Annotated in this window: 23 protein-coding genes; 9 read left to right on the top strand and 14 right to left on the bottom strand. The window is 70.7% G+C overall.

Annotated features, from left to right (window positions below):
- Positions 1–556 precede the first annotated feature (556 nt).
- On the bottom strand, positions 557–1,576 hold the full coding sequence (locus ABXJ52_RS25680) for an SDR family NAD(P)-dependent oxidoreductase (protein ID WP_367045025.1): 1,020 nt from the start codon (positions 1,574–1,576) through the stop codon (positions 557–559).
- Positions 1,573–2,754 (bottom strand): UDP-N-acetylglucosamine--N-acetylmuramyl-(pentapeptide) pyrophosphoryl-undecaprenol N-acetylglucosamine transferase, encoded by a 1,182-nt coding sequence (locus ABXJ52_RS25675; protein WP_367049260.1) that lies wholly within the window; start codon positions 2,752–2,754, stop codon positions 1,573–1,575. Before ABXJ52_RS25675 ends, ABXJ52_RS25680 begins: the two co-directional genes overlap by 4 nt.
- Positions 2,755–2,833: 79 nt before the next feature.
- Here ABXJ52_RS25675 and ABXJ52_RS25670 point away from each other — a divergent pair, with 79 nt between their 5' ends.
- Positions 2,834–3,571, top strand: coding sequence for a response regulator transcription factor (locus tag ABXJ52_RS25670; RefSeq protein WP_367045023.1), 738 nt, complete (start codon positions 2,834–2,836; stop codon positions 3,569–3,571).
- On the top strand, positions 3,568–4,953 hold the full coding sequence (locus ABXJ52_RS25665; RefSeq protein WP_367045022.1) for a HAMP domain-containing sensor histidine kinase: 1,386 nt from the start codon (positions 3,568–3,570) through the stop codon (positions 4,951–4,953). The genes ABXJ52_RS25670 and ABXJ52_RS25665 overlap by 4 nt, the downstream gene beginning before the upstream one ends.
- A 14-nt stretch (positions 4,954–4,967) precedes the next feature.
- Here ABXJ52_RS25665 and ABXJ52_RS25660 read toward each other — a convergent pair whose 3' ends face one another.
- The 5 genes from ABXJ52_RS25660 to ABXJ52_RS25640 all read right to left on the bottom strand — a co-directional run bounded on the left by ABXJ52_RS25660 (position 4,968) and on the right by ABXJ52_RS25640 (position 10,294).
- Positions 4,968–6,068: an alpha/beta hydrolase gene (locus tag ABXJ52_RS25660; RefSeq protein ID WP_367045021.1), complete on the bottom strand. Its 1,101-nt coding sequence runs from the start codon at positions 6,066–6,068 to the stop codon at positions 4,968–4,970.
- 183 nt (positions 6,069–6,251) lie between these two features.
- Positions 6,252–7,952: a methylmalonyl-CoA mutase family protein gene (locus ABXJ52_RS25655; protein WP_367045020.1), complete on the bottom strand. Its 1,701-nt coding sequence runs from the start codon at positions 7,950–7,952 to the stop codon at positions 6,252–6,254.
- A 107-nt stretch (positions 7,953–8,059) separates the two neighbouring features.
- Positions 8,060–8,392, bottom strand: coding sequence for a DUF3817 domain-containing protein (locus ABXJ52_RS25650; RefSeq protein WP_367045019.1), 333 nt, complete (start codon positions 8,390–8,392; stop codon positions 8,060–8,062).
- Positions 8,393–8,460: 68 nt separating this feature from the next.
- Positions 8,461–8,970 carry a MarR family transcriptional regulator gene (locus tag ABXJ52_RS25645; RefSeq protein WP_367045018.1) on the bottom strand — a complete coding sequence of 170 codons (510 nt, stop codon included), beginning with the start codon at positions 8,968–8,970 and terminating at the stop codon, positions 8,461–8,463.
- Between the two features lie 10 nt (positions 8,971–8,980).
- Entirely contained in the window at positions 8,981–10,294 is a 1,314-nt protein-coding gene (locus ABXJ52_RS25640; protein ID WP_367045017.1) for an MFS transporter, read from the bottom strand.
- A gap of 72 nt (positions 10,295–10,366) precedes the next feature.
- Here ABXJ52_RS25640 and ABXJ52_RS25635 point away from each other — a divergent pair, with 72 nt between their 5' ends.
- Positions 10,367–11,353, top strand: coding sequence for a DUF5937 family protein (locus tag ABXJ52_RS25635; RefSeq protein ID WP_367045016.1), 987 nt, complete (start codon positions 10,367–10,369; stop codon positions 11,351–11,353).
- Between the two features lie 100 nt (positions 11,354–11,453).
- Positions 11,454–12,485 (top strand): glycoside hydrolase family 6 protein, encoded by a 1,032-nt coding sequence (locus ABXJ52_RS25630; RefSeq protein WP_367045015.1) that lies wholly within the window; start codon positions 11,454–11,456, stop codon positions 12,483–12,485.
- 27 nt (positions 12,486–12,512) lie between these two features.
- On the opposite strand, the gene ABXJ52_RS25625 is transcribed toward ABXJ52_RS25630, so the two are convergent.
- The 4 genes from ABXJ52_RS25625 to ABXJ52_RS25610 form a co-directional block, all read right to left on the bottom strand.
- Positions 12,513–14,477: a kelch motif-containing protein gene (locus tag ABXJ52_RS25625; protein WP_367045014.1), complete on the bottom strand. Its 1,965-nt coding sequence runs from the start codon at positions 14,475–14,477 to the stop codon at positions 12,513–12,515.
- 3 nt (positions 14,478–14,480) lie between these two features.
- A complete protein-coding gene (locus ABXJ52_RS25620; protein ID WP_367045013.1) occupies positions 14,481–16,298 on the bottom strand; it encodes a cellulose synthase catalytic subunit in 1,818 nt (605 codons plus the stop codon).
- A gap of 322 nt (positions 16,299–16,620) precedes the next feature.
- The gene (locus ABXJ52_RS25615) at positions 16,621–16,914 is read right to left on the bottom strand and encodes an MTH1187 family thiamine-binding protein (RefSeq protein ID WP_160507269.1); all 294 of its coding nucleotides are present in this window, start codon (positions 16,912–16,914) and stop codon (positions 16,621–16,623) included.
- Entirely contained in the window at positions 16,911–17,261 is a 351-nt protein-coding gene (locus ABXJ52_RS25610; protein WP_367045012.1) for a DUF3817 domain-containing protein, read from the bottom strand. Before ABXJ52_RS25610 ends, ABXJ52_RS25615 begins: the two co-directional genes overlap by 4 nt.
- A gap of 168 nt (positions 17,262–17,429) precedes the next feature.
- On the opposite strand from ABXJ52_RS25610, the gene ABXJ52_RS25605 reads away from it, so the two are divergent.
- The 4 genes from ABXJ52_RS25605 to ABXJ52_RS25590 all read left to right on the top strand — a co-directional run bounded on the left by ABXJ52_RS25605 (position 17,430) and on the right by ABXJ52_RS25590 (position 20,123).
- Positions 17,430–18,068, top strand: a complete 639-nt coding sequence (locus ABXJ52_RS25605) for an AIM24 family protein (protein ID WP_367045011.1) — start codon at positions 17,430–17,432, stop codon at positions 18,066–18,068.
- Between the two features lies 1 nt (position 18,069).
- Complete coding sequence (locus ABXJ52_RS25600; RefSeq protein WP_367045010.1) at positions 18,070–18,720, top strand: AIM24 family protein; 651 nt, start codon at positions 18,070–18,072, stop codon at positions 18,718–18,720.
- Between the two features lie 8 nt (positions 18,721–18,728).
- Positions 18,729–19,526: an AIM24 family protein gene (locus ABXJ52_RS25595; RefSeq protein WP_367049258.1), complete on the top strand. Its 798-nt coding sequence runs from the start codon at positions 18,729–18,731 to the stop codon at positions 19,524–19,526.
- Between the two features lie 120 nt (positions 19,527–19,646).
- On the top strand, positions 19,647–20,123 hold the full coding sequence (locus tag ABXJ52_RS25590) for a MarR family transcriptional regulator (RefSeq protein ID WP_363209318.1): 477 nt from the start codon (positions 19,647–19,649) through the stop codon (positions 20,121–20,123).
- A 3-nt stretch (positions 20,124–20,126) separates the two neighbouring features.
- Here ABXJ52_RS25590 and ABXJ52_RS25585 read toward each other — a convergent pair whose 3' ends face one another.
- Both ABXJ52_RS25585 and ABXJ52_RS25580 read right to left on the bottom strand, forming a co-directional pair.
- The gene (locus ABXJ52_RS25585) at positions 20,127–21,560 is read right to left on the bottom strand and encodes a HAMP domain-containing sensor histidine kinase (protein ID WP_367045009.1); all 1,434 of its coding nucleotides are present in this window, start codon (positions 21,558–21,560) and stop codon (positions 20,127–20,129) included.
- The gene (locus tag ABXJ52_RS25580; protein WP_367045008.1) at positions 21,557–22,225 is read right to left on the bottom strand and encodes a response regulator transcription factor; all 669 of its coding nucleotides are present in this window, start codon (positions 22,223–22,225) and stop codon (positions 21,557–21,559) included. The genes ABXJ52_RS25585 and ABXJ52_RS25580 overlap by 4 nt, the downstream gene beginning before the upstream one ends.
- Before the next feature lie 145 nt (positions 22,226–22,370).
- Between ABXJ52_RS25580 and ABXJ52_RS25575 the strand changes: the two genes are divergently transcribed.
- Entirely contained in the window at positions 22,371–23,081 is a 711-nt protein-coding gene (locus tag ABXJ52_RS25575; RefSeq protein WP_367045007.1) for a PepSY domain-containing protein, read from the top strand.
- A 376-nt stretch (positions 23,082–23,457) separates the two neighbouring features.
- Here the strand turns inward: ABXJ52_RS25575 and meaB are convergent, their stop codons facing one another.
- Positions 23,458–24,414, bottom strand: a complete 957-nt coding sequence (gene meaB / locus ABXJ52_RS25570) for a methylmalonyl Co-A mutase-associated GTPase MeaB (protein ID WP_367045006.1) — start codon at positions 24,412–24,414, stop codon at positions 23,458–23,460.
- Positions 24,415–24,435: the final 21 nt, after the last annotated feature.

Here is a 24,435-nt window from a genome sequence, read left to right as displayed (position 1 = left end):
GTGCCCCTGCCCTGCGGCTGCGGGTGGGACGGCTCCCTGCCCGGACGCTGGCGCTGGGTGAAAGCAGAACCGCCGCTGCGCGGCGGATGCCCCCTCCCACCCACCCGTTCACCCCGCAGCATCTCCGCCATGACCACGGCTCGTGTGGCGCCGCCCCAAGCCCGCCGCTTCGCGGCGGATATCCCCCACCCACCCACCCGTTCACCCCGCCGTACACCCGCGACGATCACGGCTCGGCCCCACCCGCCCATGCACCGCCGGGTAATCGGGTGGGTGGGTGGGGAAAAACCGCCGCGAAGCGGCGAATTGAAACCCACAGCGAAGCGGTCAGCCAAAAACGCCCAGCGCACGATCCGGGGCAATCGGGCGGGTGGGCGGGAAACATCCGCCGCGAAGCGGGCGGAAAGCAGTGCACGACCGGCAACCCGGCGCACCGGAAAGGGCAGCCCGCGCAGCGGACGCAAGAGCGGGACGCGCCCCCGAGCCGGCTCAACCGGCAAGCCCCCGCCGCGAAGCGGCGGCCACGGGCGCCGTCAAGGCCGCCCCAGGCGACGACTCAGACCTGGTAGCGGTCCGGGGCGAAGAGGCGGAGGTTCTCGGCGACCCACTCCGAGGTCCGCTTCAGGCCCTCCGGCAGGGAAACCTCCGGAGCCCACCCCGCCCACTCCCTCGCCCGGGAGTTGTCCGAGAGCAGCCGCTGGACCTCGCTGCCCGAAGGGCGCAGGCGGGACGGGTCGACGACCACCTTCGCCTCGCGCCCGGACGCCTCGATCAGCTCCCGCGCCAGGTCACCGATCGAGATCTCCTGGCCCACCCCGAGATTCACCGCGTGGCCGACGGCCGCGTCGCACCGTGCCAGCGCCATGAAGCCGCGCGCGGTGTCCGTCACGTACGTGAAGTCCCGTGTCGGAGTCAGCGAGCCCAGCTTGATCTCCCTTGCGCCGGAGTGCAGTTGGGCCAGGATCGTGGGGATCACCGCGCGGGCCGACTGCCGCGGGCCGTAGGTGTTGAAGGGGCGGACCACCGTCACCGGCAGCTCGAAGGCGTGCCAGTGCGAGAGCGCCATCATGTCGGCGCCGATCTTCGAGGCCGAGTACGGGGACTGGGGCTGGAGGGGGTGGGACTCGCTGATGGGGGCGGTCAGCGCGGTCCCGTAGACCTCGCTGGTGGAGGTGTGGACGAGCCGCCGCACCGAGTGCCGCCTGCACGCCTCGGCCACGTTCTCCGTGCCGACGACGTTCGTCTGGACGTACGCCCCCGGGGAGTCGTACGAGTACGGGATGCCGATCAGCGCGGCCAGGTGGAAGACGGTGTCGCAGCCCTCGACCGCGTCCATCACGCGCCCCGCGTCCCGGACGTCGCCCGCGAGCATCTCGACCCGCGGGTCCCCCAGCAGATGCGCGAGGTGACCCTTCTCCGCGTACGGCTTGTAGTGCACGAAAGCGCGGACCTTCGCGCCCTGTTCGAGGAGCAGGTCCACGAGCGTCGAGCCGATGAAGCCCTCCGCCCCGGTGACAAGGACCGTGCGGCCGGCCCAGCTGAAGGGGGTGTCCACGGTGACATCTGTGCTGCTCATGCGTACTCCAAGTGCTGTGTGTGGTGGTGGGTGAGGTGGATGACCCGCTCGGCGAGGAGGTCGGCGGCTCGCGCGTGCGGGCCCGGATCGGCCGCCCCGCTCATCGCGGCGAGCCGCGCCGGATCGGCGAGCAGCGGGCCGACGAGCTCCGCGAGCCGCGCGGCCGTCGTCTCGCCGTCGGGCAGCAAGAGACCCGCGCCCGCGTCGGAGAGGACCCGCGCGTTGTGCGTCTGGTGGTCGCCGGGCGCGTGCGGATAGGGCACGAGGACCGCGGGGACCCCAGTCGCGGCGAGTTCGGCGACGGTCGCCGAACCGGCGCGGCAGACGACCAGATCGGCGGCGGCGTACGCGAGGTCCATCCGGTCGAGGTAGGGCACGGCGCGGGCGATGCCCTCCACGCCCGCCTCCGTCAGGCGGCGCCGCGTCTCGTCGAGCGCGGCGGGACCCGTCTTGATCAGGAGCTGTACGTCGCCGCGGTGCCGCCAGCGCGCCGCGAGCCCCACGGCCGCCTCGGTCAGCCTGGCGGCCCCCAGGCTGCCGCCGTTGAACAGCAGCATGCGGGCCGCGTCCGGCACCCCGTACTCCCGCCGCGCCTCGGCCCGCAGCGCCCCCCGGTCGAGCGCGGCGAGCGGCGCCGCGATGGGCATCCCGGTGGTGTAGGCGCGCTCGCCGCCCGGCAGATGCTCCCGGCTGCGGTCGAAGGCGACGGCGATGTTCGGGGTGAGGCGGGCCGCGAAGCGGTTGGCCCGGCCCGGCACGGCGTTGGACTCGTGGATCAGGCTGGGCAGCCCCGCCATGCGGGCGCCGACGATGACGGGGGCGCTGGGGTAGCCGCCCATCCCGACCGCGACCTGCGCGCCCTGCTCACGAAGGATCGCCCGGCACTGGGCGCCGGACTTCACCAGGGCCGCGGGCAGGAGGAAGCGCTTGGCACCGAGCGAGGGGTCGAACGGGATCATGTCGACGGTGTGGAGGCGGTATCCGGCGTCCGGTATCAGCCGGGTCTCCAGGCCCCGTTCCGTACCGACGAAGGAGACGACCGCGCCCGGTACGGCTCGGCGCAGGGCGTCGGCGAGGGCGAGCCCGGGATAGATGTGTCCACCGGTGCCGCCCGCGCCGATGACGACGGAGAGAGGGGCCCGGCCGCCCGCCGGGACTCCTGACTCGGGGTATCGCATATCGGGTGTTCGCATGGCAATGGAGCATCACGAGCAGGTCTAAGAGGGTTTTAAGAGCCGCGTTTGGCACCGTGGGTCCATGAGCTTCACGAGCAGGCCGGGCCCACCCGTGACCGGCGGCCCACCGCCGGCCAAGATCCTGGTCGTCGACGACGACCCCGAGGTCCGTGCGGCGGTGGAGGACGGCCTCACGATCGAGGGCCACCTGGTGCGCGGCGCCCCCGACGGGCAGCGCGCGCTCTCGGCGGTGGCCCGCTGGGAGCCCGACCTGCTGGTCCTCGACGTGATGATGCCGGTCCTCGACGGCCTCGCCGTCTGCCGCCAGCTGCGCGCCGCGGGCGACCGCACCCCGGTCCTGGTCCTGACCGCCCTCGGCTCGGTGAGCGAGCGCGTCGACGGCCTCGACGCGGGCGCCGACGACTACCTGGTGAAGCCCTTCGCCCTGGACGAACTCGTCGCCCGCGTCCGCGCCTTGCTGCGCCGCGCCGCACCGGAGCAGCACTCCGCCGCCGAGGGCGACGGCCTCGCGTACGGCGATCTCGTCCTCGACCCGTCGACCCGCACCGGCCGCCGCGGCCACCGCACGGTCGAGTTCAGCCGCACCGAGGCCGCCCTGCTCGAACTGCTCATGCGCAACGCGGGGCAGGTGCTCCCGCGCGAGCTCATCCAGGAGTCGGTCTGGGGGCGCGACTTCGGCCCGGACTCCAACTCCCTAGCCGTGTACGTCGGTTATCTGCGCCGCAAGCTGGAGTCGGGCGGCGAACCGCGCCTGGTGCACACGGTGCACGGCGTCGGCTACCGGCTGGGCAGCCCGTGAGCGCCCGGCGCAGGCTCGGCGCCCGGTGGCGGCGCAGGCGGCCGCTGCGCACGCGGCTCGCGCTCGCCGCCGCGGCAGCCGTCGCGCTGGTCGCGGTCGGGGTGTGCGTGGCCGCGTTCCTCGTCATCCGCTACAAGCTCTACCAGCAGCTCGACCAGAACCTCGCCCAGTCGGCGAGCCTCATCGCCCAGCAGCGGCACTACGACAACGAGCCGGGCGTCGTCACGGGCGAGTGCCGCTACCTCGGCGCCCCCGCCTGCTCGCAGATCGTCCCCGCCGACCCGGCCGACGATCCGTCGAAGCCCTATCTGCTCCCGGTCACGGAGTCCACGCGGCTGGTCGCGGGCGGCCGGGCGACGCCGTACTACACGAGCCTCACGCTGGAGGGGAGACCGACGCGGATGTACACCACCAGTTACGGCAAGGGGGACGCCGTCCAGGTCGCCCTGCGCGCCGACATCGCGGAGCGCGGCGTGCGGCAGGCCGCCGGGCTGCTCTCCGCGGTGGGCGGCGCCGGGGTGCTCCTGTCGGGGCTCGGCGGCTACTGGGTCTCGCGCACGGGCCTCGCCCCGGTCGCGCGTCTCACCGCCACGGCCGAGCGCATCGCGGCGACCCGTGACGCCCGCCACCGCATCGAGCTGCCGCCGGGGCCGCCGGGCCGCGAGGACGAAGTGACCCGGCTGGCCGCCTCGTTCAACGCGATGCTGGCCGAGCTGGAGGAGTCGGTCACCGCGCGCCGGCGTCTGGTCGCCGACGCCTCGCACGAGCTGCGTACGCCGTTGACCGCGCTGCGCACGAACGCCGAACTCCTGGCCCGCGCCGACCGGTTGAGCGACGCACAGCGCGAACGGGCCTCCGGCGCGCTGGCCCGCCAGCTACGCGAAGTCACCGGCATGGTCAACGACTTGATCGAGCTGGCCCGCGACGAGGAGCCGCAGCCGCTCCTGGAGGAGGTGCGGCTCGCGCCCCTGGTCACGCATGTCGTGGACGCGGCGCGCGGCCACTGGCCGCAGGTGCCCTTCACGCTCCAGGTGACGCCGGACGCCGACGGCATGAGCATCCCGGGCGTCCCCGCGCGCCTCTCCCGCCTGGTCACCAACCTCCTGGACAACGCGGCCAAGTTCAGCCCGCAGGGCACTCCCGTGGAGGTCTCCCTGACCTCCACGGCCCTGACGGTCCGCGACCACGGCCCCGGCATCGCGGAGGAGGACCTGCCGTACGTCTTCGACCGCTTCTACCGCGCGGAGAAGGCCCGCGCCCTGCCGGGTTCGGGCCTCGGTCTCGCGATGGCCCGCCAGATCGCCCACGCGCACGGGGCGGAGCTCTCGGCGGAGGGGGCGCCGGGCGGGGGCGCGCTGTTCAGGCTGACGCTGCCCGGCTGATCACTCGCGGCTGGTCAGTTGTTCTTCCAGGCGCAACTGCCCAGCGTGGCCTTGTCCTTGGCGAGGAGCCGGTCGGCCTCGTCGGCGGGAAGTACGCGGGTGTGCTTCCCCTTGCAGACGACCGTACGGTCACCGTGTCCCGCCAGGTCGACCAGGATCTGGTCCCAGTGGCGGTACTGGACGTCGTGCCCGGAGTCCGCGTAGGTACGCACCTTCGCCTTGCCCGGCAGCTCGTCCTGCCAGGTCTTGAGGGTCGCCGGCGGCACGGTCGTGTCCTTCTTGCCGCCGTAGAGGTAGACGGGCGCGTCGAGCTTCTTCAGGTCGGGGCCCGGCCGGCCGCAGTACAGCTTCTGCTCGTGCACCTGCGGCGCGGGGTCCGCCTGCTGGCCGCGCTGGTTGTAGGTGCGGGCGCCTTCCTCGTACGCCGTGTCGGCGAAGCCCGGTATCGACTTCACGGGGCTGTCGTCGGGAAACGCCCACCACTTGCGCGGGTCCCTGATCGAGTCCTTCACCGTGGCGGCGAGCTCGTCGTCGGACATCGAGCAGTACGCGGGCTTCGTGCCGTAGGGCGGCAGGGCGGCCGCGAGGTGCAGGGCGGAGATCCGCTCGGGGGCGCGCCCGGCGAGCTCAGCGGCGTACGGGCCACCGCCGGAGATCGCGATCACACTGACGTCGTCCACGCCGAGCTTGTCGAGGACTTCCAGGGTGTCGTCGGCGAAGTCGGCCTTGCCGAGCTTCTCGTCGTACTCCGTGTCGCCGAAGCCGTTGCGCTCGACGGATATGAGGCGAAGGCCCAGGTCCTCGCGGGTCGTGCGGAAGAAGTCCGTCATGTGCGCCGCGCGGGCGCTCGTGCCGGTGCCGCCTATGAACAGGACGGGCTTGCCCTTCTTGTTCCCGGTGTCGGAGTAGTGAGCCGTCCGCCCGTTCGAGAGCTTCGCCGCGTGCACGTCGGGGCCGAGCGAGTCGAAGGTGTCCTGGACCTTCGGCTCGTCGGGCGGGCTCGCGCTCACCTCTCCGGAGCCGTACACCGTCAGCGCCCCGAGGAGGGTGAGCGTCGCGGCTCCGATGGCGATCACGGCGGTGCGGGTGGGGCCGGGCAGGCTCACGGGTGACACAGGCTGACTCCAGGGGCAGGACGGACTGACGCGAGCGCGTGCCTACCCAGCTACTCGCATCTGACACCCACGAATTTCAGCCGGGCCCCGAGAGGGCCCCGCAGGGGCCCTTCAGGGGCGCGGGGAACTGCGCGACCAGCCACAACAGGCCCGCAGCTCCCCGACACACGCAAGGACCCCGACCTAGAACCCCGGCGGCTCGGTGTAGATCCCCCACTCGTCCCGCAGGGCCCCACAGATCTCCCCGAGGGTCGCCTCCGCACGGACCGCCTCCAGCATGGGCGGAATCATGTTCGCCCCGCCTCGCGCGGCGGCCAGCATGGCGTCGAGAGAGGCCCGCACCCGAGCGTCGTCCCGCGCGGCCTTCCGCGAGCCGAGGACCTTGACCTGCTCCCGCTCCACCTCGTGGGAGACCCGCAGGATCTCCAGGTCACCGGTGACGGAGCCGTGGTGGACGTTGACGCCCACGACACGCTTGTCGCCCTTCTCCAGGGACGACTGGTACTGGAAGGCGGACTCGGCGATCTCACCGGTGAACCAGCCGTCCTCGATGCCGCGCAGGATGCCCGAGGTGATCGGCCCGATCGGGTGCTGCCCGTCCGGGTGGGCGCGGCGCCCCCGCTCCTTGATCTGCTCGAAGATCTTCTCGGCGTCGGCCTCGATGCGGTCGGTGAGCTGCTCGACGTACCAGGAGCCGCCAAGGGGGTCCGCCACGTTCGCGACGCCCGTCTCCTCCATGAGCACCTGCTGCGTGCGCAGCGCGATCTCGGCGGCCTGCTCGCTCGGCAGCGCGAGGGTCTCGTCGAGGGCGTTCGTGTGCAGGGAGTTCGTGCCGCCGAGGACCGCGGACAGGGCCTCGACAGCGGTGCGTACGACGTTGTTGTAGGGCTGCTGGGCGGTGAGCGAGACCCCTGCCGTCTGCGTGTGGAAGCGCAGCCACTGGGCCTTGTCGGTCTGCGCGCCGTACACGTCCCGCATCCAGCGGGCCCAGATGCGGCGGGCGGCGCGGAACTTGGCGATCTCCTCGAAGAAGTCCAGGTGCGCGTCGAAGAAGAAGCTCAGGCCGGGCGCGAAGACGTCCACGTCCATGCCGCGGCTCAGCCCCAGCTCGACGTACCCGAAGCCGTCCGCGAGGGTGTAGGCGAGCTCCTGCGCGGCCGTCGCCCCGGCCTCGCGGATGTGGTAGCCGGAGACGGACAGGGGCTTGTACGCGGGGATGTCGCGCGCGCAGTGCTCCATCAGGTCGCCGATGAGGCGCAGGTGCGGCTCGGGCTGGAAGAGCCACTCCTTCTGCGCGATGTACTCCTTGAAGATGTCCGTCTGGAGCGTGCCGTTCAGGACGGCCGGGTCGATGCCCTGCCGCTCGGCGGCGACGAGATACATGCAGAAGACGGGGACGGCGGGTCCGGAGATCGTCATCGACGTCGTCACGTCACCGAGCGGGATGTCCTTGAACAGGACCTCCATGTCGGCGGCCGAGTCGATGGCGACCCCGCAGTGCCCGACCTCGCCCAGGGACTGGGGCTCGTCGGAGTCGCGGCCCATCAGGGTCGGCATGTCGAAGGCCACGGAGAGGCCGCCGCCGCCGTTGGCCAGGATCATCTTGTAGCGCTCGTTCGTCTGCTCGGCGTTGCCGAAGCCGGCGAACTGGCGGATGGTCCAGGTCCGGCCGCGGTAGCCGGTGGGGTGCAGTCCGCGGGTGAAGGGGTACTCGCCGGGCCATCCGATCCGCTCGAAGCCCTCATAGGTGTCCCCGGGCCGTGGCCCGTAGACCGGCTCGACCGGGTCGCCGGAGAGCGTGGTGAAATCCGCGTCGCGCTTCTTCGCGGTGTCGTACCGGGCCTGCCAGCGACGGCGGCCCTCATCGATGGCGTCAGCGTCCATACCCTCGAATTTACTTGGACGTCCTAGTAAATGTCGAGGCGTGGCGCCACCGGCTACGCCGAAGCGCCGTCACGGGCCAGCCCGTGACGGCGCTTCGAGCGGTGAGGCTAGGCCTTCGCGGTGGCCGGGGAGTCGTCGACGATCAGCGGCTCGACGTCCCGTGCGACCTTGCGCTCGACGAAGAACGCGGCGGTCGGGATGGTGCCGGAGACGAGCACCCACAGGAGCTTGCCGAACGGCCACTTCGCCTTGGAGCCCAGGTCGAAGGCGAAGATCAGGTAGATGATGTAGAGGACACCGTGGACCTGGGAGACGACCAGCGTCAGGCCCTCGCCCTTGTCGAAGCCGTACTTGAAAATCATGCAGGTGCAGAGCACGAGCAACATGACGGCGGTGACGTAGGCCATCACCCGGTAACGGGTCAGCACGGATCGCTTCATGCCCACGAGCGTATCGGCCCGTTTTGCGCGATCTTCCGGCGGCCCCGGCACGAACGGAACCGAAGGTTCTACTGCTCCTCGAAGTCCTCGGCGGCCACCCGCAGCGGCCGCAGCATCGCGAAGATCTCCGCGCACTCCTCGGCGTCGTACACCCCGAGCCCGAAGTCCATCGCCATCAGCTCGCGGGTGGCCGCCTCGACGACCTCGCGGCCCTTCTCCGTGATGGAGGCGAGCGTGCCGCGACCGTCGTTCGGGTTGGGGCGCTTGTCCACGAGACCGGACTTGACCAGCCGGTCGACGGTGTTGGTGACGGACGTGGGGTGGACCATGAGCCGCTCACCGATCTTGGACATCGGCAACTCACCGGCCTGCGAGAACGTCAGCAGGACCAGCGCCTCGTACCGCGCGAAGGTCAGTCCGTACGGCTTGACGACCGCGTCGACCTCACCGAGCAGGATCTGGTGCGCCCGCATGATCGAGGTGATCGCGCCCATGGCCGGAACGGATCCCCAGCGCTGCTTCCAGAGCTCGTCGGCGCGGGAGATGGGATCGAAGGGGAGGCTGAGCGGCTTCGGCACGCCAAAGACCTTACCCGCCGGTCACATGGTGGTCAGCCCCGTCTCGCAATTCGGTCGGCTGTTCCAGCGGACCCGCGGATGCGCCAGGGGCCGGGGCCGGGGCCGTCGTACGGCGCGTCGCGCGGACCTCGGCGGCGAGGGCCAGGCAGCAGACCGTGCCGAGCACGCCCGACGCGGTGACGACGGTGCTCACCGCGAAGAACTCCGCGGCCAGCCCCGCGAGCGCCATCCCGACCCCCTGGATCGTCATGAGCCCCGCCGTGTGCACGGTCATGGCGCGCCCGCGCAGCTCCTCGGGCACGGCGTCGACGAACCACCGGTCCACACCCAGCGTGTACGCGGATCCGGCCCCGGCGAGCACGAGCGCGAGCATCGCCCACAGCAGGCCCGGCGTGAGCGCGTACACGGCCAGCGGCAGGAGCGTGCACGACGCGAGAGGCAGGGCGACGCGGGCCCGGGTGTTCGCGGAGAGCGCGGACCCGACGTACAGCTCCGCCGCGATCGTGCCGACCGGCAGCGCGCACATCAGGAGTCCGACGCCCGCGACCCCGACGCCGATCTGGTCGGCGTAGGGAGCGGCGAGTGCCTCCGGGGCGACCATGAACATCGGCGGCACCCAGAGGAGCAGCAGCAGCGCCCTGATCCGCCGGTCGCCCAGCACCTGCCCGGCGCCGCTGAGCGAGTACTTCAGCAGGGCGGGGCCGCCGCTCCCGCGCGCGGGCCTGCGCCTGGTCCCGCAACGCAGGAGCAGCGCGGAGGCGGCGAACGTGCAGACGGTGATGAGGAGCGCCCCGCGCGGCGACACCACGGTGAGCAGGACCCCGCCGAGCCCGAATCCGACCAGTACGGAGCTCTGCGAGACGATCCTGAGCAAGGAGCGCCCGAGGATGAACAGGTCGCCGTCGCCGAGGATGTCGGTGAGGGTGGCCATCCGCGTCCCGTTGAACACCGGCGACACCAGGGCGACGGCGCTCCGCAGCGCGAGCAGTCCGAAGACCGGCGTGGCGGGCAGGGCCATGAGCGCCGCGCAACCGGCGCACGCCACGTCGCACAGCACGAGCACCCTGCGCGGCGGATACCGGTCGGCGATCCCGGAGAGCAGGGTTCCGCCGACGAGGTAGGGCAGCATCCCGAGCGCGAAGGTGAGCGCCCCGAGCAGAGGCGAGCCGGTGAGCCCGTACACGAGGACGGTGAGTGCGACCTCGCTGACGACGACGCCGAGCAGCGAGAGCGCGTGGGCGAGGAAGACGGCGCGGAACTCGCGGATCGTGAACAGGCGGAGGTAGCCGGTGGGTTCGGGGGTGGAGGGCTTGTCTTCGGGCATGCCCGCACCCTGCACGCGCGCGTGCCCGTCGCCCTAGAGTTTCGGTTCCAGGCGAATCATGGGGGTGAGCGCGTGCCGAACCGGTTGCATTTCGGACCCGACGATCTCCTGCGGTGCCGTTTCGCCGTGTCGCCTCTGTGGGAGACGCAGGAGGCCGTGCGGACCCTGAAGCGGCCCGACCGGCACGGCTACCACCCACAGTGGCTGCGGCGGATCCGCGGGGCGGACGCCGGGCTCGAACTCGGGGCGCTGTGGCTCCTGATGCCGCCGCGCGGCTACACCCCGGACTTCATCGGCCCGCCGCCCATCGGCCCCGCTGCCACCTTCGAGGAGGAGATCGCGGCGGTGCGCGCGGCCGACCCCGAGGCCGCGCGCCAGGAGCTCGCGCGGGCGCTGGCCTGCACCGCGGGGGCGGCAGAGTCGGCTCGGGGCCGCGCGCTGCTGGCCGACCCCGCACGGGCGGTGCGGGAGCTCGCGGACGTCATGGAAGCCGCCTGGCACACCCTCGTCGAGCCGGACTGGCCCCGGCTGCGCGCCCTCCTGGAGGCGGACGTGGCCTTCCACTCGCGGCGGCTCGCGGAAGTCGGCCTCGGCGCGCTGGTGGCCGAGCTGGACCCGCGGTTCGCCTGGGACGCGGACACGCTGACCGTCGCGCGGCGTGACGACCACGTGCGGCATCTGGCGGGCCAGGGCCTGGTCCTGATGCCCAGCGTCTTCGCCTGGCCGGACGTGGTGGGCGGCCACGAACCACCCTGGCAGCCGACCCTGGTCTATCCCGCCCGCGGCCTCGCCGGACTCTGGGCCGAGCCGGGCGACCGTACGCCCGAGGCGCTCGTACGGCTGCTTGGCCGGGGCAGGGCCGCCGTCCTCGCCGCGCTCGTCGACCCCGCCACCACCTCGGCCCTGGCACACCGTCTGGGGCTCGCCCCCTCCTCCGTCTCCGCGCACCTCGGGGCCCTGCGCGACGCGGGTCTGCTGGTCTCGCGGCGGTACGGGCACCAGGTGCTCTACGAGCGCACTCCGCTCGGCATCGCGCTGGCGGGTGGCGGCGGCGCCTGACGTGGCCCGCCAGATCCGACGGGGCCGCCCGGTGTCGTAACCAAGGGTGATTGGACCGTTATGTAACGATTGCCCGGTCACCGTCGCCCAAGGGGGCTGGATGTACCGGCTGCTCCGCACGTTCACCGCACTCACGGCCCTCACGGCCCTCGGGCTCACGGCAGGGTGCTCCGCCGAATCCGGCACGAAGAGCAAGGAACGGACGGCCACCGAGGCCGGTCCCTCCACCCAGGCCTCCCAGAAGGCGGCACGAAGCGCCTTCTGGGTCGACCCGGAGAGCGCCGCCGCCCGGCAGGTCAGGCAGTGGGAGCAGGAGGGCCGCACCCAGGACGCCGCCGCGCTCAAGCGGATCTCCGAGCAGCCCATGGCCGTGTGGCCCGCGGGCGACGACCCGGTCCCGGACATCAAGGCGGCCGTCGACGGCGCCGCGCAGGGCGACCGCACCGCCGTGCTCGTCGCGTACAACATCCCGCACCGTGACTGCGGCAACCACTCCGCGGGTGGCGCGCACAGCTCGGACTTCTACCGGCAGTGGATCGACAAGTTCGCCGGCACCATCGGCGACCGGCCGGCCGTCGTCATCCTGGAGCCCGACGCGGTCCCGCACATCGTGGACGGCTGCACCCCGGCCGAGTACCACGCCGACCGCTACCAATTGCTCTCCGAAGCCATCCAGCGGCTCAAGCAGCAGCCCCGGGTGAAGGTCTACCTGGACGCGGGCAACCCCAGCTGGATCACCCAGGCGGGCAAGCTCGCCGAGCCGCTCCAGCAGGCGGGGATCGCGCAGGCGGACGGCTTCTCGCTGAACGTGTCGAACTTCCAGAGCGACGAGACCATCAAGTCGTACGGCCGCAGCCTCTCGGGGCTCGTCGGCGGCAAGCACTTCGTGATGGACACCAGCCGCAACGGCAAGGGCCCGCTCGCCGGTAACCGTGAGGACGCCTGGTGCAACCCGCCGGGCCGTGGCCTCGGCACCCCGCCCACGGACAAGACCGGTGACGCGCTCCTGGACGCGGTCCTGTGGATCAAACGCCCCGGCGACTCGGACGGGCCGTGCAGGGGCGGCCCGGCGGCGGGCCAGTGGTGGCCCGACTACGCGCTCGGTCTCGCGCGCAACGCCAAGGCCACCTGACCGCGGCCACCGGCACGGCGGGTGCGGCTACTTCTGGCTCACGTGGATCCACTTCGCCTCCGACGACGTACCGTCCTGGTCCGTCACGAACAGCATGTACCAGCCCGGCGGCACCAGCGCGGTGTCGCCCTTGGGCACCTGCACCGTCACCTCGCCCTTGCCCTTGGTGAGGCCGAGCGCGATCGACCGCTGCTCGACGTCCGTCGTGTGCGTCACGGCGCTGGGGCGCATCAGACGGGCCGAGGCGATCGTCTCGGGATGTTCCGTGCGGAACGTGGCGCGGTGGTCCGCCGCCAGTTCCTCCGGGCCCTCGCCGAGGACCGGACGGTTGTTGCCCGCCTTGTGCAGCGTGGGCGGCGTGTAGACCTCCATGCGCTGCTCGAAGTGGCCGAGCTTGGTGTTCTCCTGGTTGTCGAAGAGCGGGTCGGAGCCGAAGGTGACGACCCGTCCGTCGGGCAGGAGCAGCGCCTCGGAGTGGTAGTTGCGGCCCACCTTGGGGGACGCGGCCTCGCGGAAGCTGTTCGACTTGGGGTCGTAGAACTGCGCCTTGAGGATGTTGCTGCCGCCGCGGCCTCGGTAGTCCTTGGATCCGTTGGACGTGAACACGGAGTCGTCGGGCAGGATCACGCTGTTCAAGTAGCGCGTGCCCTGCGGCAGTTCGGGCCCGGTCCTGAAGGCCGGGTTCTTCTCCTTGAGGTCCACCACGGCCGTGCGCCGGGTCGACTTGTCGGACTCGCCGACGCCTCCGCCGCCCAGGATCATCACCTTCTGGTCCTGCGCCGGGGGCAGCAGGAGTGACGCGGACGTCTCGGTCTGGTCCATGTCGACGAGACCGGGGATCTTCTCGAACTTGTTCGTCTCCAGATCCCACAGCCCCGGCTCACGGCCCTTGTCGGCGGGCCCGTAGCCCGCGTTCGACGCCGGGTAGAAGAGCTTTCCGCCCTTGGTGAGGAAGAGCGCCGGGTAGGTCGGGAAGTAGCGCTTGGGGCCGTCGGTCCACTTCTTCGTCTTCGGGTCGTAGATCTCGTTGTCACCCGGGTCGATCATGCCCACGTCGTCGAGGCCGGAGACCGCCAGCACCTTCCCGTCGTCGAGACCGACGAGCGTGGGATACCAGCGGGCCTTGTCCATCGGCTCCACGGGGACGTACTTCTCGGCCTTCGGGTCGAACTCGTACGCCGCCTTGATCCCCTGGAAGTCCTGCTTGTCCATGGTGATCTTCTCGGCGATCCCGTACGCGTTATCCGCCGCCTTGCCGGTGAGGCCCTCGATCTCGTACTGCGCGGACTTCTCCGTGACGAACCCGTCGCCCTCCTGGGCGGCCTCCACGAAGACGCGCGCCTCGCTCGCCTTGACCGTCGTCTTCCAGGGCTTCATCACACCGGACTTGGTGTACGTGATCTCGTAGTCCCGCTTGGCCTTGGGGACCTCGACGTCGAACTTGCTCACGTACTCGATGCCCGACGGCGAGCGGAACCGGGTGCCCTTCTTGAGGGTGAGGGGCTTGTCGGGGTTCTCGTTCTTGACGCGCATGCCGCCGCCGGCGCGGTTGATCTCACCGTCCAGGAGTTCGTAGCGTGCCGTGCCGCCGGCCACCAGGAGGCGGCCGTCGGGGAGTTGGGCGTGGCCCGCGCAGAAGAAGTCCTCCGGCGTCCTGACCTTCTTGAAGGTGTCCGCCTTCGGGTCCCAGAGGATCGTGTCGAAGGAGCCCTTGTCGAACTTCTTCTGCTCGTTCCCGGAGCCCGCGACGATCAGGACCTTGCCGGTGTGCAGGAGCGCGGCGTGGATGGCGTTGGTGCGGAACTCCTCCGGGATGCCGATCTGCTTCCAGGAGCCGTACTTGGCCTTGTAGCCGGGCTGGGCGATCTTGTACTCGTAGTACTGCTCCTCGGCGAAGGAGAGCGCCGCCGGTGCGTTGAGTCCCACGAGCAGAGCGCCCGCCCCGACTCCGAGGAGTGTCTTCTTCGTCCGCTGAGAGGGCCGGTAAGCCATGGGTCAGTTCCCTCCTGTCGTCGTGCCGGTGGCGAACGCCGGCTCCGGCTCGCCGTCCGCGCCCTGGGTGCCGAGCCCTTCCGCGTCTCTCCTGGCGCGCTGCCGGATCCGCTCGCGGGCCTTTTCCCGCACCGCGCCCGCCCTGCGCTCCTTGACCAGCGAGAAGCTCCAGACGGTGACCGGGGCGAGCGCGATGACCAGCGCGAGGACGGCCCAGGTGCGCATCGCGGCGTGGGTGTGACCGAGCACGAACGAGGCCGCGAGGGAACTGGCGAGGACCACCGCCCAGCAGAGGTGGATCCGGAAGGTGAGCACCCGGTCGGGGCTGGCGTCCCCGCCCTTGGGCGTGACCACGAAGCGGCTCGGGCGGCGCACGACGGCGGCGCCGAGCGACTTGGCGTAGATGGGCGCGGAGAGCGCGGACATCGCCATCCCGGCGAGGCCTCCGGAGCCCGCTGGTTCGTGCGGCGAGACGTTGTGACGGCGGTTCCAGAGGTAGAGCCCCACCTGGAGCGCCGCCGCGTCGCTGTAGAGCATCAGCCAGACGGAGGCGGCGACCTGCGTACCGGACGCCCCGAACCAGAGGAACAGCACACAACTCAGCACACCGAGCACCCAGTTGACGGCCGTCATGGGGTAGTAGACGAGCATCATCGTGTACGAGAAGAGACGGCCGGGCGGCATCGTGAACGGTGCCTTCCAGTACTGCTTGAACAGCGTCTCGTACGTCCCGCGCGACCAGCGCATCTGCTGGGTGAAGAAGTCCGTCCAGGAGGCAGGGCCCTCGCCGACGGCGAGCACGTCCGGGGTGTAGACCGACCGCCAGTGGCGCCTGGTGACGGGGTTCTTGTGACGGTGCAGCTCGAAGCCGGTCGCCATGTCCTCGGTGATCGAGTCGTACAGGCCGCCGACCTGGCGCAGCGCCTGGATGCGTACGACGTTGTTGGTGCCGACGAACATGGGGGCGCGGTAGCGGTTGCCGGCGCGCTGGATCAGGGCGTGGAAGAGGAACTGCTGGGACTCGGCGGCCTTGGTGACGGGCGAGTCGTAGTTCCCGTACACCTGGGGCCCGACGACGAACGCGACGTCGTCATCGCGGAAGTAACCCATCATCCGCTCCAGGAAGTTGGGGAGCGGCACGTGGTCGGTGTCCACGGAGGCGAAGAAGTCGTACTCCGCGCCGTGCATCGCGAGCCAGGCGTTGTAGTTGCCGTGCTTGGTGCGGGCCTTGTGGACACCCTTCTCGCGGTTCCACTCGGGCACTCCGCTGCGGGTGAAGTGGCGTACGCCGAGTTCGGCGCAGAGCGCCTTGGCGTCGTCGTCGTCACCTTCGTCGAGGAGCCAGACGTCGAGCGGGCCGGTGTGGTGTATGCCCTTCGCGCCCTCGAGGGTGGCGCGGACCATGCTGAGGGGTTCCTTGCCCGGGACGTACGTCGTCAGGAACGCGACGCGGGTGCCGGGTTCGGGGGTGACGGGGATCGGGTCCCTCGCCATCATCGTCGCGTGGGCGATGGATATGACGTTGACGAGCATGAAGAGCTCGATCAGGCCGATGGCCACGAGCATCGTGGCGTCGAGCCAGATGAGCCAGCGGTCGGCGCCCTCGCGTTCCGTCCAGTGGGTCGGCCACACGAGGTACACGAGGAGGAGACCGGTGAGGACGGGGGCGAGCATCATCAGGATGACGGCCCGTATTCGGTGGGGCTCACTGGAGAGAAGCTTGTTGTACCGCACCCGGTAGCGGCCTCCGTCGCCGTCCGGCTCCGTGAGCGGTCCGGCGAGTGTGCTGTGGGTGTCGTAGTCGTAGCCCTCCGGCCGCACAGCGCCCTCCAGGTCGTGGGGTGATCTGGGTCTGGCAGGTTCAGGTGCGAACGAGCCGATACCCACACAAAAGTGGAGTTTCCTCGGCGTGTCGAACGGGGTGCGTCCGTGCGAGGGGTTTTACGGTGAGCGGTTCGACTGGGGTTGCGGGACGAGCGCGGGGGTGCGGGGTGATCGCATGCGAGCCCCGCCGCCGTCGCGGAGCGAGACGAGGCTGCGTCTGGGCTCCTGATCAACCCCGGCGGCGGCCGAGGACGAAGAAGCCCCCGCCGGCTGCCGGCGGGGGCTCTTTTTCGTGCGGGGCTCTTCCGCGCGGGGACTGCTATGCGGAGAGGTGCCGCTCCACCGTCTCGACCTTGGACGTCATCCCGTCCGTCACCCCGGGGCGGATGTCCGCCTTCATGACGACGGAGACACGCGGCGCCCGCGCCTCGACGGCGGCGACGGCACGCTTGACGACGTCCATCACCTCGTCCCACTCGCCCTCGACGGAGGTGAACATCGCGTCCGTCCGGTTGGGCAGGCCGGATTCACGGACGACACGGACCGCGTCGGCGACGTACTCGCCCACGTCCTCACCGACGCCGAGCGGAGTCACGGAGAAGGCGACGATCACGCGCTCACGACACCTTCGCGGCGGGCGCGCGACGCGATGACGGCCGCCTCGGCCTCGCGCTTCAGCTTCCGCTCGGCCATGAACCCGCCGCCGGGGATGATCGAGTACGCGAAGTAGAGCACGCCGGTCTTGAGGTCCCACTTCGTGCGGTTCCAGGCGTCGAGCCAGAAGAGCACGTACAGGATGAAGAGCACGCCGTGGATCGGCCCGAGCACGGGAGCGGCGTTGAAGCCCGAGGCGACGGTGTACTTGATGATCGTGCAGACCAGCAGCACGATCCAGGAAATGCCCTCGGGTACGGAGACCAGGCGGAGGCGGCGGAGTGCGGAAGCGGTCTTGATGTCCACGGGTCACCTTCGGTGGGTGGGCGGCAGAAGGGGTCAGGGCCGCTCGGCGGCTTTGATCTTGTGAATGCGCGCACAAGCGACCCCCATTGTGACATCGGGGTGTTCTCGGGGTTCGCTCAGGGGCCGTTGCCCTGTTCCGACCCCATATCCGACGGCTACCGTCGATACGTGGCAACGTTCCGACTGCAGGGAAGCAGGGTGCTCGCCGTGGACATGTCCGGCGACGCCGTCAAGGCGAAGAACGGCTCGATGGTCGCGTACGACGGCCAGATGGCCTTCAAGAAGATGACCGGCGGCGGCGAGGGCATACGGGGCATGGTGACCCGCCGCGTCACCGGCGAGCAGATGACGGTGATGGAGGTGAAGGGGCACGGCACGTGCTGGTTCGCCGACCGCGCCACCGAGATCAACCTCGTGGAGCTGCGCGGCGAGAAGCTCTTCGTCGAGTCCGACAATCTCCTGTGCACGGACGGGGGTCTGCGCACGGGCACTCATTTCACCGGCGTGCGCGGCGCCTCGCAGGGCAACGGCCTGTTCACCACGACGGTCGAGGGCTCCGGCCAGGCGGCGATCATGTCCGAGGGACCGGCGGTGGTGCTGCGCGTGAGCCGGCAGTATCCCCTGACGGTGGACCCGGGGGCGTATGTCGCGCATCAGGGAGACCTCCACCAGCACCTCCAGTCGGGCGTCACTTTCCGTACGTTGCTGGGAGAGGGCGGCGGCGAGGCCTTCCAGATCCGCTTCGAGGGCGAGGGACTCGTCTACGTCCAGCCGAGCGAGCGGACCACCATCGCGGGGGACGTCTGACATGCCCTTCCGGGAGATCAACTCGAAGATGGTCGAGGCGACCGTCCTGCCGGGCCAGCGGCTGTTCAGCCAGCGCGGCGCCATGCTCGCCTACAAGGGGGACGTCGCCTTCACGCCGAATGTCCAGGGCGGCCAGGGTGGGCTCGCCTCCATGATCGGGCGCCGGGTCGCGGGCGAGGCGACGCCCCTGATGACCGTGGAGGGCAGCGGCACGGTCCTCTTCGGACACGGCGGCCACCACATCCAGGTGATCACCCTCTCCGGAGACACCCTCTATGTGGAGGCGGACCGGCTGCTGGCCTTCGACGGGACGCTCCAGCAGGGCACGATGTTCATGGGCTCGCAGGGCGGCGTCATGGGCATGGTCCGCGGCCAGGTCACCGGACAGGGCCTCTTCACGACCACCCTCAAGGGCCAGGGTGCGGTCGCCGTCATGGCGCACGGCGGCGTCATCGAGATCCCCATCACCCCGCAGCGGCCGGTCCACGTCGACCCCCAGGCATACGTGGCGCACCACGGCGACGTACGCAACAAGCTCTCCACGGCGCTCGGCTGGCGCGACATGGTGGGGCGGGGCTCGGGCGAGGCCTTCCAGCTCGAGCTGTCCGGAAGCGGTGCGGTGTACGTCCAGGCGTCGGAGGAGAAGCTGTGAACCCCTCAATGCCCATGGGAGCGCCCGCGGCCCTCGACCCGATGACGCTGCCGAGCGACGACAGCGTGAACGCGTACACCTTCTGCGTGGAGCTCAAGGGGAGCCAGTGGTTCCTGCAGAAGGGGAAGATGATCGCCTACTACGGGTCGATCGAGTTCAACGGCATCGGGCACGGCCGCCTGGACCGCCTGGTGCGTACGAGTTTCCATTCGCCGCTGCACGCGAGCGACTGGGTAGTGGCCGACGGCCAGGGCAAGATGCTCCTCGCCGACCGGGCCTTCGACGTGAATTCGTACGACTTGGAGGACGGCAACCTGACCATTCGCTCGGGCAACCTCCTCGCTTTTCAGCCAACTCTCGCGCTGAAGCAGTCCATCGTCCCCGGCTTTCTGACCTTGATCGGAACCGGAAAGTTCGTGGCCGCGTCGAACGGCCCGGTGGTGTTCATGGAGCCGCCGATCCGGGTCGACCCCCAGGCCCTCGTGGGCTGGGCGGACTGCCCTTCGCCCTGCCATCACTACGACCACGGGTATCTGACCGGAGTCATCGGGGGCGTACGGGCACTGACCGGGATCGGTGGAACCTCAGGTGAGGAGCACCAGTTCGAGTTCGTCGGGGCGGGCACGGTGCTCCTGCAGTCCTCGGAGGCGCTCCTGGCCGAGCAGGCGACGGGTGCGGTGCCGCAGCAGGCGGGCGTGCCGGGGGGTCAGGGTGCGCCGGGGCAGCGCGGTCCACACGGCCAGCAGCCGGGACAACCGCGCCTTCCCGGACAACTGGGGGACCTCCAGCGTCGCTTCGGGCTGTGAGCGGTAGTCTGCGGAGTGTGACGGGCGAACGCCTGTGCCCCTCTGGCAACTGGGGGTCAGAGGCGCGCGTCACACACCCACATTCGTTCACCTTTCAACTTCTTAGGTAGAATCGATTTCATGGAGACCGATACGGCCCCGCAGTGGCTGACCAACGAGGAACAGTGCGCCTGGCGTACCCACGTAGAGGTCAACAGGATGCTGACCTATCAGCTCGAGAAGGACCTCCAGCCGTTCAACCTGACCATGAACGACTACGACATCCTCGTGCACCTCTCCGAATCGGAAGAGAAGCGGATGCGTATGAGCGATCTCGCGGCCGCCACACTCCAGTCCAAGAGCCGCCTGTCCCATCAGATCACCCGCATGGAGAACGCGGGCCTGGTCCGCCGGGAGAACTGCGAGTCCGACCGGCGCGGGCTCTACACCGTCCTCACGGACGAGGGCATGGAGACCATGCAGCGGGTCGCCCCGCACCACGTGGACTCGGTCCGCAAGCACTTCGTCGACCTGATCTCACCCGAGGCGCTCGGCGAACTCCACAAGGCCCTGACCCCGATCGCGGAACACCTCCGCGCCCAGCGGGGCAAGCCCTGACCCTCACGACGCGGCGGCAGGGACCCTGAGCTCGAAGAGCGCTCCCCCGCCGGGGGCCTCCTTGACCGTGAGGGTCCCGCCGTGGCGTGCGGCGACGTCGCGCGCGATGGCGAGGCCCAGACCCGCCCCGCCGTCATCCCGGGTGCGGGCGTCGTCGAGGCGGACGAAGCGCTCGAAGATCCGGTCGCGTTCGCCCTCCGGCACGCCGTCCCCGTCGTCGGAGACCTCGAGGACCGCCCACGGCCCGTCGGCGCGGGTGGCGACCGTGACGTGCGAGCGCGCGTGGCGCTGCGCGTTGTTCACGAGGTTGCCGAGCACGCGCGCCAACTGGTTCCGGGAGCCGGTGACTTCGACGTTCTTCAGATCCATACGGACGTCGGCGCGGTCCCGTGTGCGCTGCGACAGTTCCTCGCGCGCCAGGGCCGCCAGGTCCACGTGCCCCTCGCCCGGCTTCTCGCCCGCGTCGAGACGGGCGAGGAGGAGCAGGTCGGCGGCCAGTTCCTGCAGTCGTACGGTGTCCTCGACCGCGCCGTCCACATCCAGCAACTCCGGGTGGGCCGCGCCCACTTCGAGCTGGGTGCGCAAGGAGGCGATGGGGCTGCGCAGTTCGTGCGAGGCGTCGGCCACGAAGCGGCGCTGACGTTCCACCGAGGTCTGCAGGGCGGCGAGCGTCTCGTTCGTGGTCGTGGCCAGGCGGGCGATCTCGTCGTGCGTGTCCGGCTCGGGCACGCGGCGCGCGAGATCCTCCGATGCGGTGATCGCCGCCATCTCGGAGCGGATCGCGTCCACCGGGCGCAGGGCGCGGCGCGTCACCAGCCAGGTCACCAGGGCGATCACGGCGAGGAGCAGCGGGAAACCGATGAGCATGGACGTCAACGCCGTGGAGACCGCGCTCTGTTGGGCGGCGAGTGAGGAGCCCGCGTAGACGGTGAGATCGCCCTTCTTCTCGACGTTCACCTCGACCGCCGCGAAGCGGTAGTCCTCCGTCTCGCCGTCGACGGTGGCGGAGCCGGAGGTGACATCCGCCGCGTCATCGGAGATCTCCCCCGCTTCGAGGGCTTCACCCTCGCTCGCGTCGTCGTCATCGTCGTCGCCCTTGGCGGGCGTGGACGCCGCCGGCCGGGGCTTCACGGCGTCGACTCCCGTGCCGCTGATGCTCTCCAGGTCCTCGCTGGCGGCGACGAGCCGCCTGTCGCTGTCGACGATCTGGACCGGATGGTTCTCGTCGTCCAGTTCCAGCTTGTCGTACGGCTCGTTCGCGGCGAGGCGCGAGGCCACTGAGCGGGCGGCGGACTCGGCCTGGCCGCCCGCCTGGTCGGTCAGACTGGCGCGCAGCGAGAGCAGGACGGCGGCGCCTGCGGCGACGAGCGCGACGGCGACGACGAGGGTGGCGCCGATCGTCGCCCTGGCGCGTACGGAGCTGAGGAAGCGCCTCATCGGGGGGCCTCCAGGCGGTATCCGGCGCCGCGCACGGTCTTGATGAGCGGCGCTCCGAGCTTGCGCCGCAGGGCGCTGATGTACACCTCGACGATGTTCGGGTCACCTTCGTAGGCGAAGTCCCAGACGTGCTCCAGGATGTCGCCCTTGGAGACGACCTCGCCCGTGCGCAGTATGAGCTGCTCGAGGACCGCGAACTCCTTGGCGGTGAGCGTCACTTCGTCGTCGTCTCCGCGGAAGACGCGGCGGGCCGCGGTGTCGACCTTGAGGTCGCCCAGGACGTGGACGGGGGACGGCCCCGCGTTGCCGCGGCGGCGCAGGATGGCCTTCACACGGGCAACGAGCACCACGTACGAGAAGGGCTTGGTGAGGTAGTCGTCGGCGCCCGTGTCGAGCCCCTCGGCCTCGTCGTACTCGCCGTCCTTGGCCGTGAGCATCAGGATCGGTACGTCGTGACCGGCGGCGCGCAGGGTCGAGCAGACGCGGTAGCCGTTCATGCCGGGCAGCATGATGTCGAGGATGACCAGGTCGTACGTCCCCTCGCTGGCCCGGTGCAGTCCGTCGACGCCGTCGTGCTCGACGTCCACGGCGTAGCCCTCGGCCGTCAGGCCCTTGGCGAGCGACAGGGCGAGCCGCTTTTCGTCCTCCACGATCAACAGGCGCATGCGTTCAGGGTCGCAGAGGGAACCTGAAGAGTCCTTCAGGTGGCTTCAGGCTGGCTTCAGGGTCGGTCAGCCAGATTGGTTCTTGTCGAAAGCGAACGGCAGCGGCCCACGGGCCGCCCAGCCACCGTCTCGGGAGGAACCCCTTATGAAGCGCAACATCGTCATCGCCACCGTCGCAGCCCTGGCCCTGGCCGGGGGCGGTACGGCGACAGCGCTCGCTGCCACCGGCGACGACGACTCGTCGGCCGCCGCCAAGAAGTCGAGCGTCCAGCTGAAGGACGACAACCGGGACAACGACCGTGACGACGACCGTCACGACGACCGGGACAACGACCAGGACGACGCCAAGGAGAACAGCGCCGAGGCGAAGGCCGCCAAGGTGACGGCCGCCGACGCGATCAAGGCGGCGCTTGCCGACAAGTCCGGTACCGCGGTCTCCGCCGAGCTGGACGACGAGGACAACGGCGGCCTGGTCTGGGACGTCGACATCCTCGGCAAGGGCAGCACCTGGCACAGCGTGCAGGTCGACCCGGGCACCGGCAAGGTCCTCGGCTCGCACACCGAGCAGGACGAGGACGGCGACGCGAACCGCGTGGCCGCCGCCCTGAAGGGTGCGTCCACCAACGCGGAGGACGCGGCGAAGGCCGCCGCGGCCAAGGGCACGGTCACGTCCGTGGACCTGGACGACGACGGTACGGCCAAGGCCTGGGACGCGGAGACGGCGTCCGGCAAGGGTGCGGAGTCCGACTGGAAGGTGGACCTGCAGTCGGGCAAGGTCACCGCGGACAAGTCGGACAGCCACGATGACAATGACTCCGACGACGACGACTCGGACGACGACGGCTCCGACGACTGACGGATCCCCCCCTCCGCCAGTCAGCCCACCGCCCCGCAGGGATCCCCCTGCGGGGCGGTTCTCGTCGTGGGCTCGGGGGCGCCTGCTCCGGCTTCGCCTCGTCTTCCGGCTGCGTCTCGTCTTTCGGCTTCGCCTCGTCTTTCGGCTTCGCCCTGAACCGCCGCTTCGCGGCGGAGCTTTCCCGCCCACCCACCCGGCACTCCGGGGTAATCGGGTGGGTGGGCGGGGAGCATCGCCGCGAAGCGGCGGCATGTTCGGCTGCCGGCCACCGGCAGCAGCGGTTCCGGCAGCCCGCCGGATCACCCACCCGGTCCGCCACCTCAGCCCGAGGCCAAGGCGGGCGCCACCTCAACCCGAGGCCAAGGCGGCCACCACCTCAGCCCGAGGTCAAGCTCGCGACCAGCTCATCCGCCGCCGCGTAAGGCGACAGCTCCCCCGCCACGATCCGCTCCGCCAGAGCCGAGAGCCGGGCGTCCCCGTGAAGGTCCGCGATCCGCTCCCGCAGGGCCGTGACCGCGATGGTCTCCACCTCGCGGGCCGCCCGCGCGGCACGACGCTCGGCCAGGACGCCCCGCTCCTCCATCCACGCCCGGTGCTTCTCCAGGGCCTCGACGACCTCGTCGGTCCCCTCGCCCCGCGCGGCCACCGTCTTCACGATGGGCGGGCGCCAGTCCCCCGCACCGCGGGACTCCCCGAGCCCCAGCATGTGGTTCAGCTCGCGCGCGGTCGCGTCCGCGCCGTCCCGGTCCGCCTTGTTGACGACGTACACGTCGCCGATCTCCAGGATTCCGGCCTTCGCCGCCTGGATTCCGTCACCCATCCCGGGGGCCAGGAGCACCACGGACGTGTCCGCCTGCGAGGCGATCTCCACCTCGGACTGGCCCACGCCGACCGTCTCGACCAGGATCACGTCACAGCCCGCCGCGTCCAGTACGCGGATCGCCTGGGGCGCCGACCACGCGAGGCCGCCCAGGTGGCCGCGCGTCGCCATCGAGCGGATGTAGACCCCGGGATCGGACGCGTGCTCCGACATGCGGACCCGGTCGCCGAGCAGCGCGCCCCCGGAGAAGGGGGACGAGGGGTCGACGGCGAGGACACCGACCCGCTTACCCGCACGCCGGTACGCCGAGACCAGCGCCGACGTCGAAGTCGACTTGCCGACACCGGGAGAGCCCGTGAGGCCCACCACGTACGCGTGGCCCGCCAGCGGAGCAAGCGCCGCCATGACCTCGCGGAGCTGCGGTGACGCCCCCTCGACCAGTGAGATCAGCCGGGCCACGGCCCGTGGCCTGCCCTCGCGGGCCTGTGCCACCAGGGAGGGGACGTCCTGCATGTCAGACAGCTCCGTTCCTAG

It is taken from the genome of Streptomyces sp. Je 1-332 (genome assembly GCF_040730185.1).
Classification (GTDB): domain Bacteria; phylum Actinomycetota; class Actinomycetes; order Streptomycetales; family Streptomycetaceae; genus Streptomyces.
The sequence above is the reverse complement of the archived record's forward strand: the minus strand, read 5'-3'. Positions and strand labels throughout refer to the sequence as shown.

Excerpts from the sequence above, each read along its gene's own strand:
- ABXJ52_RS25680 (WP_367045025.1), bottom strand. The coding sequence starts at position 1,576 with ATGAGCAGCACAGATGTCACCGTGGACACCCCCTTCAGCTGGGCCGGC.
- ABXJ52_RS25675 (WP_367049260.1), bottom strand. The coding sequence starts at position 2,754 with ATGCGATACCCCGAGTCAGGAGTCCCGGCGGGCGGCCGGGCCCCTCTC.
- ABXJ52_RS25670 (WP_367045023.1), top strand. The coding sequence starts at position 2,834 with ATGAGCTTCACGAGCAGGCCGGGCCCACCCGTGACCGGCGGCCCACCG.
- ABXJ52_RS25655 (WP_367045020.1), bottom strand. The coding sequence starts at position 7,952 with ATGGACGCTGACGCCATCGATGAGGGCCGCCGTCGCTGGCAGGCCCGG.
- ABXJ52_RS25650 (WP_367045019.1), bottom strand. The coding sequence starts at position 8,392 with ATGAAGCGATCCGTGCTGACCCGTTACCGGGTGATGGCCTACGTCACC.
- ABXJ52_RS25640 (WP_367045017.1), bottom strand. The coding sequence starts at position 10,294 with ATGCCCGAAGACAAGCCCTCCACCCCCGAACCCACCGGCTACCTCCGC.
- ABXJ52_RS25630 (WP_367045015.1), top strand. The coding sequence starts at position 11,454 with ATGTACCGGCTGCTCCGCACGTTCACCGCACTCACGGCCCTCACGGCC.
- ABXJ52_RS25625 (WP_367045014.1), bottom strand. The coding sequence starts at position 14,477 with ATGGCTTACCGGCCCTCTCAGCGGACGAAGAAGACACTCCTCGGAGTC.
- ABXJ52_RS25600 (WP_367045010.1), top strand. The coding sequence starts at position 18,070 with ATGCCCTTCCGGGAGATCAACTCGAAGATGGTCGAGGCGACCGTCCTG.
- ABXJ52_RS25595 (WP_367049258.1), top strand. The coding sequence starts at position 18,729 with ATGCCCATGGGAGCGCCCGCGGCCCTCGACCCGATGACGCTGCCGAGC.
- ABXJ52_RS25590 (WP_363209318.1), top strand. The coding sequence starts at position 19,647 with ATGGAGACCGATACGGCCCCGCAGTGGCTGACCAACGAGGAACAGTGC.
- ABXJ52_RS25585 (WP_367045009.1), bottom strand. The coding sequence starts at position 21,560 with ATGAGGCGCTTCCTCAGCTCCGTACGCGCCAGGGCGACGATCGGCGCC.
- ABXJ52_RS25580 (WP_367045008.1), bottom strand. The coding sequence starts at position 22,225 with ATGCGCCTGTTGATCGTGGAGGACGAAAAGCGGCTCGCCCTGTCGCTC.
- ABXJ52_RS25575 (WP_367045007.1), top strand. The coding sequence starts at position 22,371 with ATGAAGCGCAACATCGTCATCGCCACCGTCGCAGCCCTGGCCCTGGCC.
- meaB (WP_367045006.1), bottom strand. The coding sequence starts at position 24,414 with ATGCAGGACGTCCCCTCCCTGGTGGCACAGGCCCGCGAGGGCAGGCCA.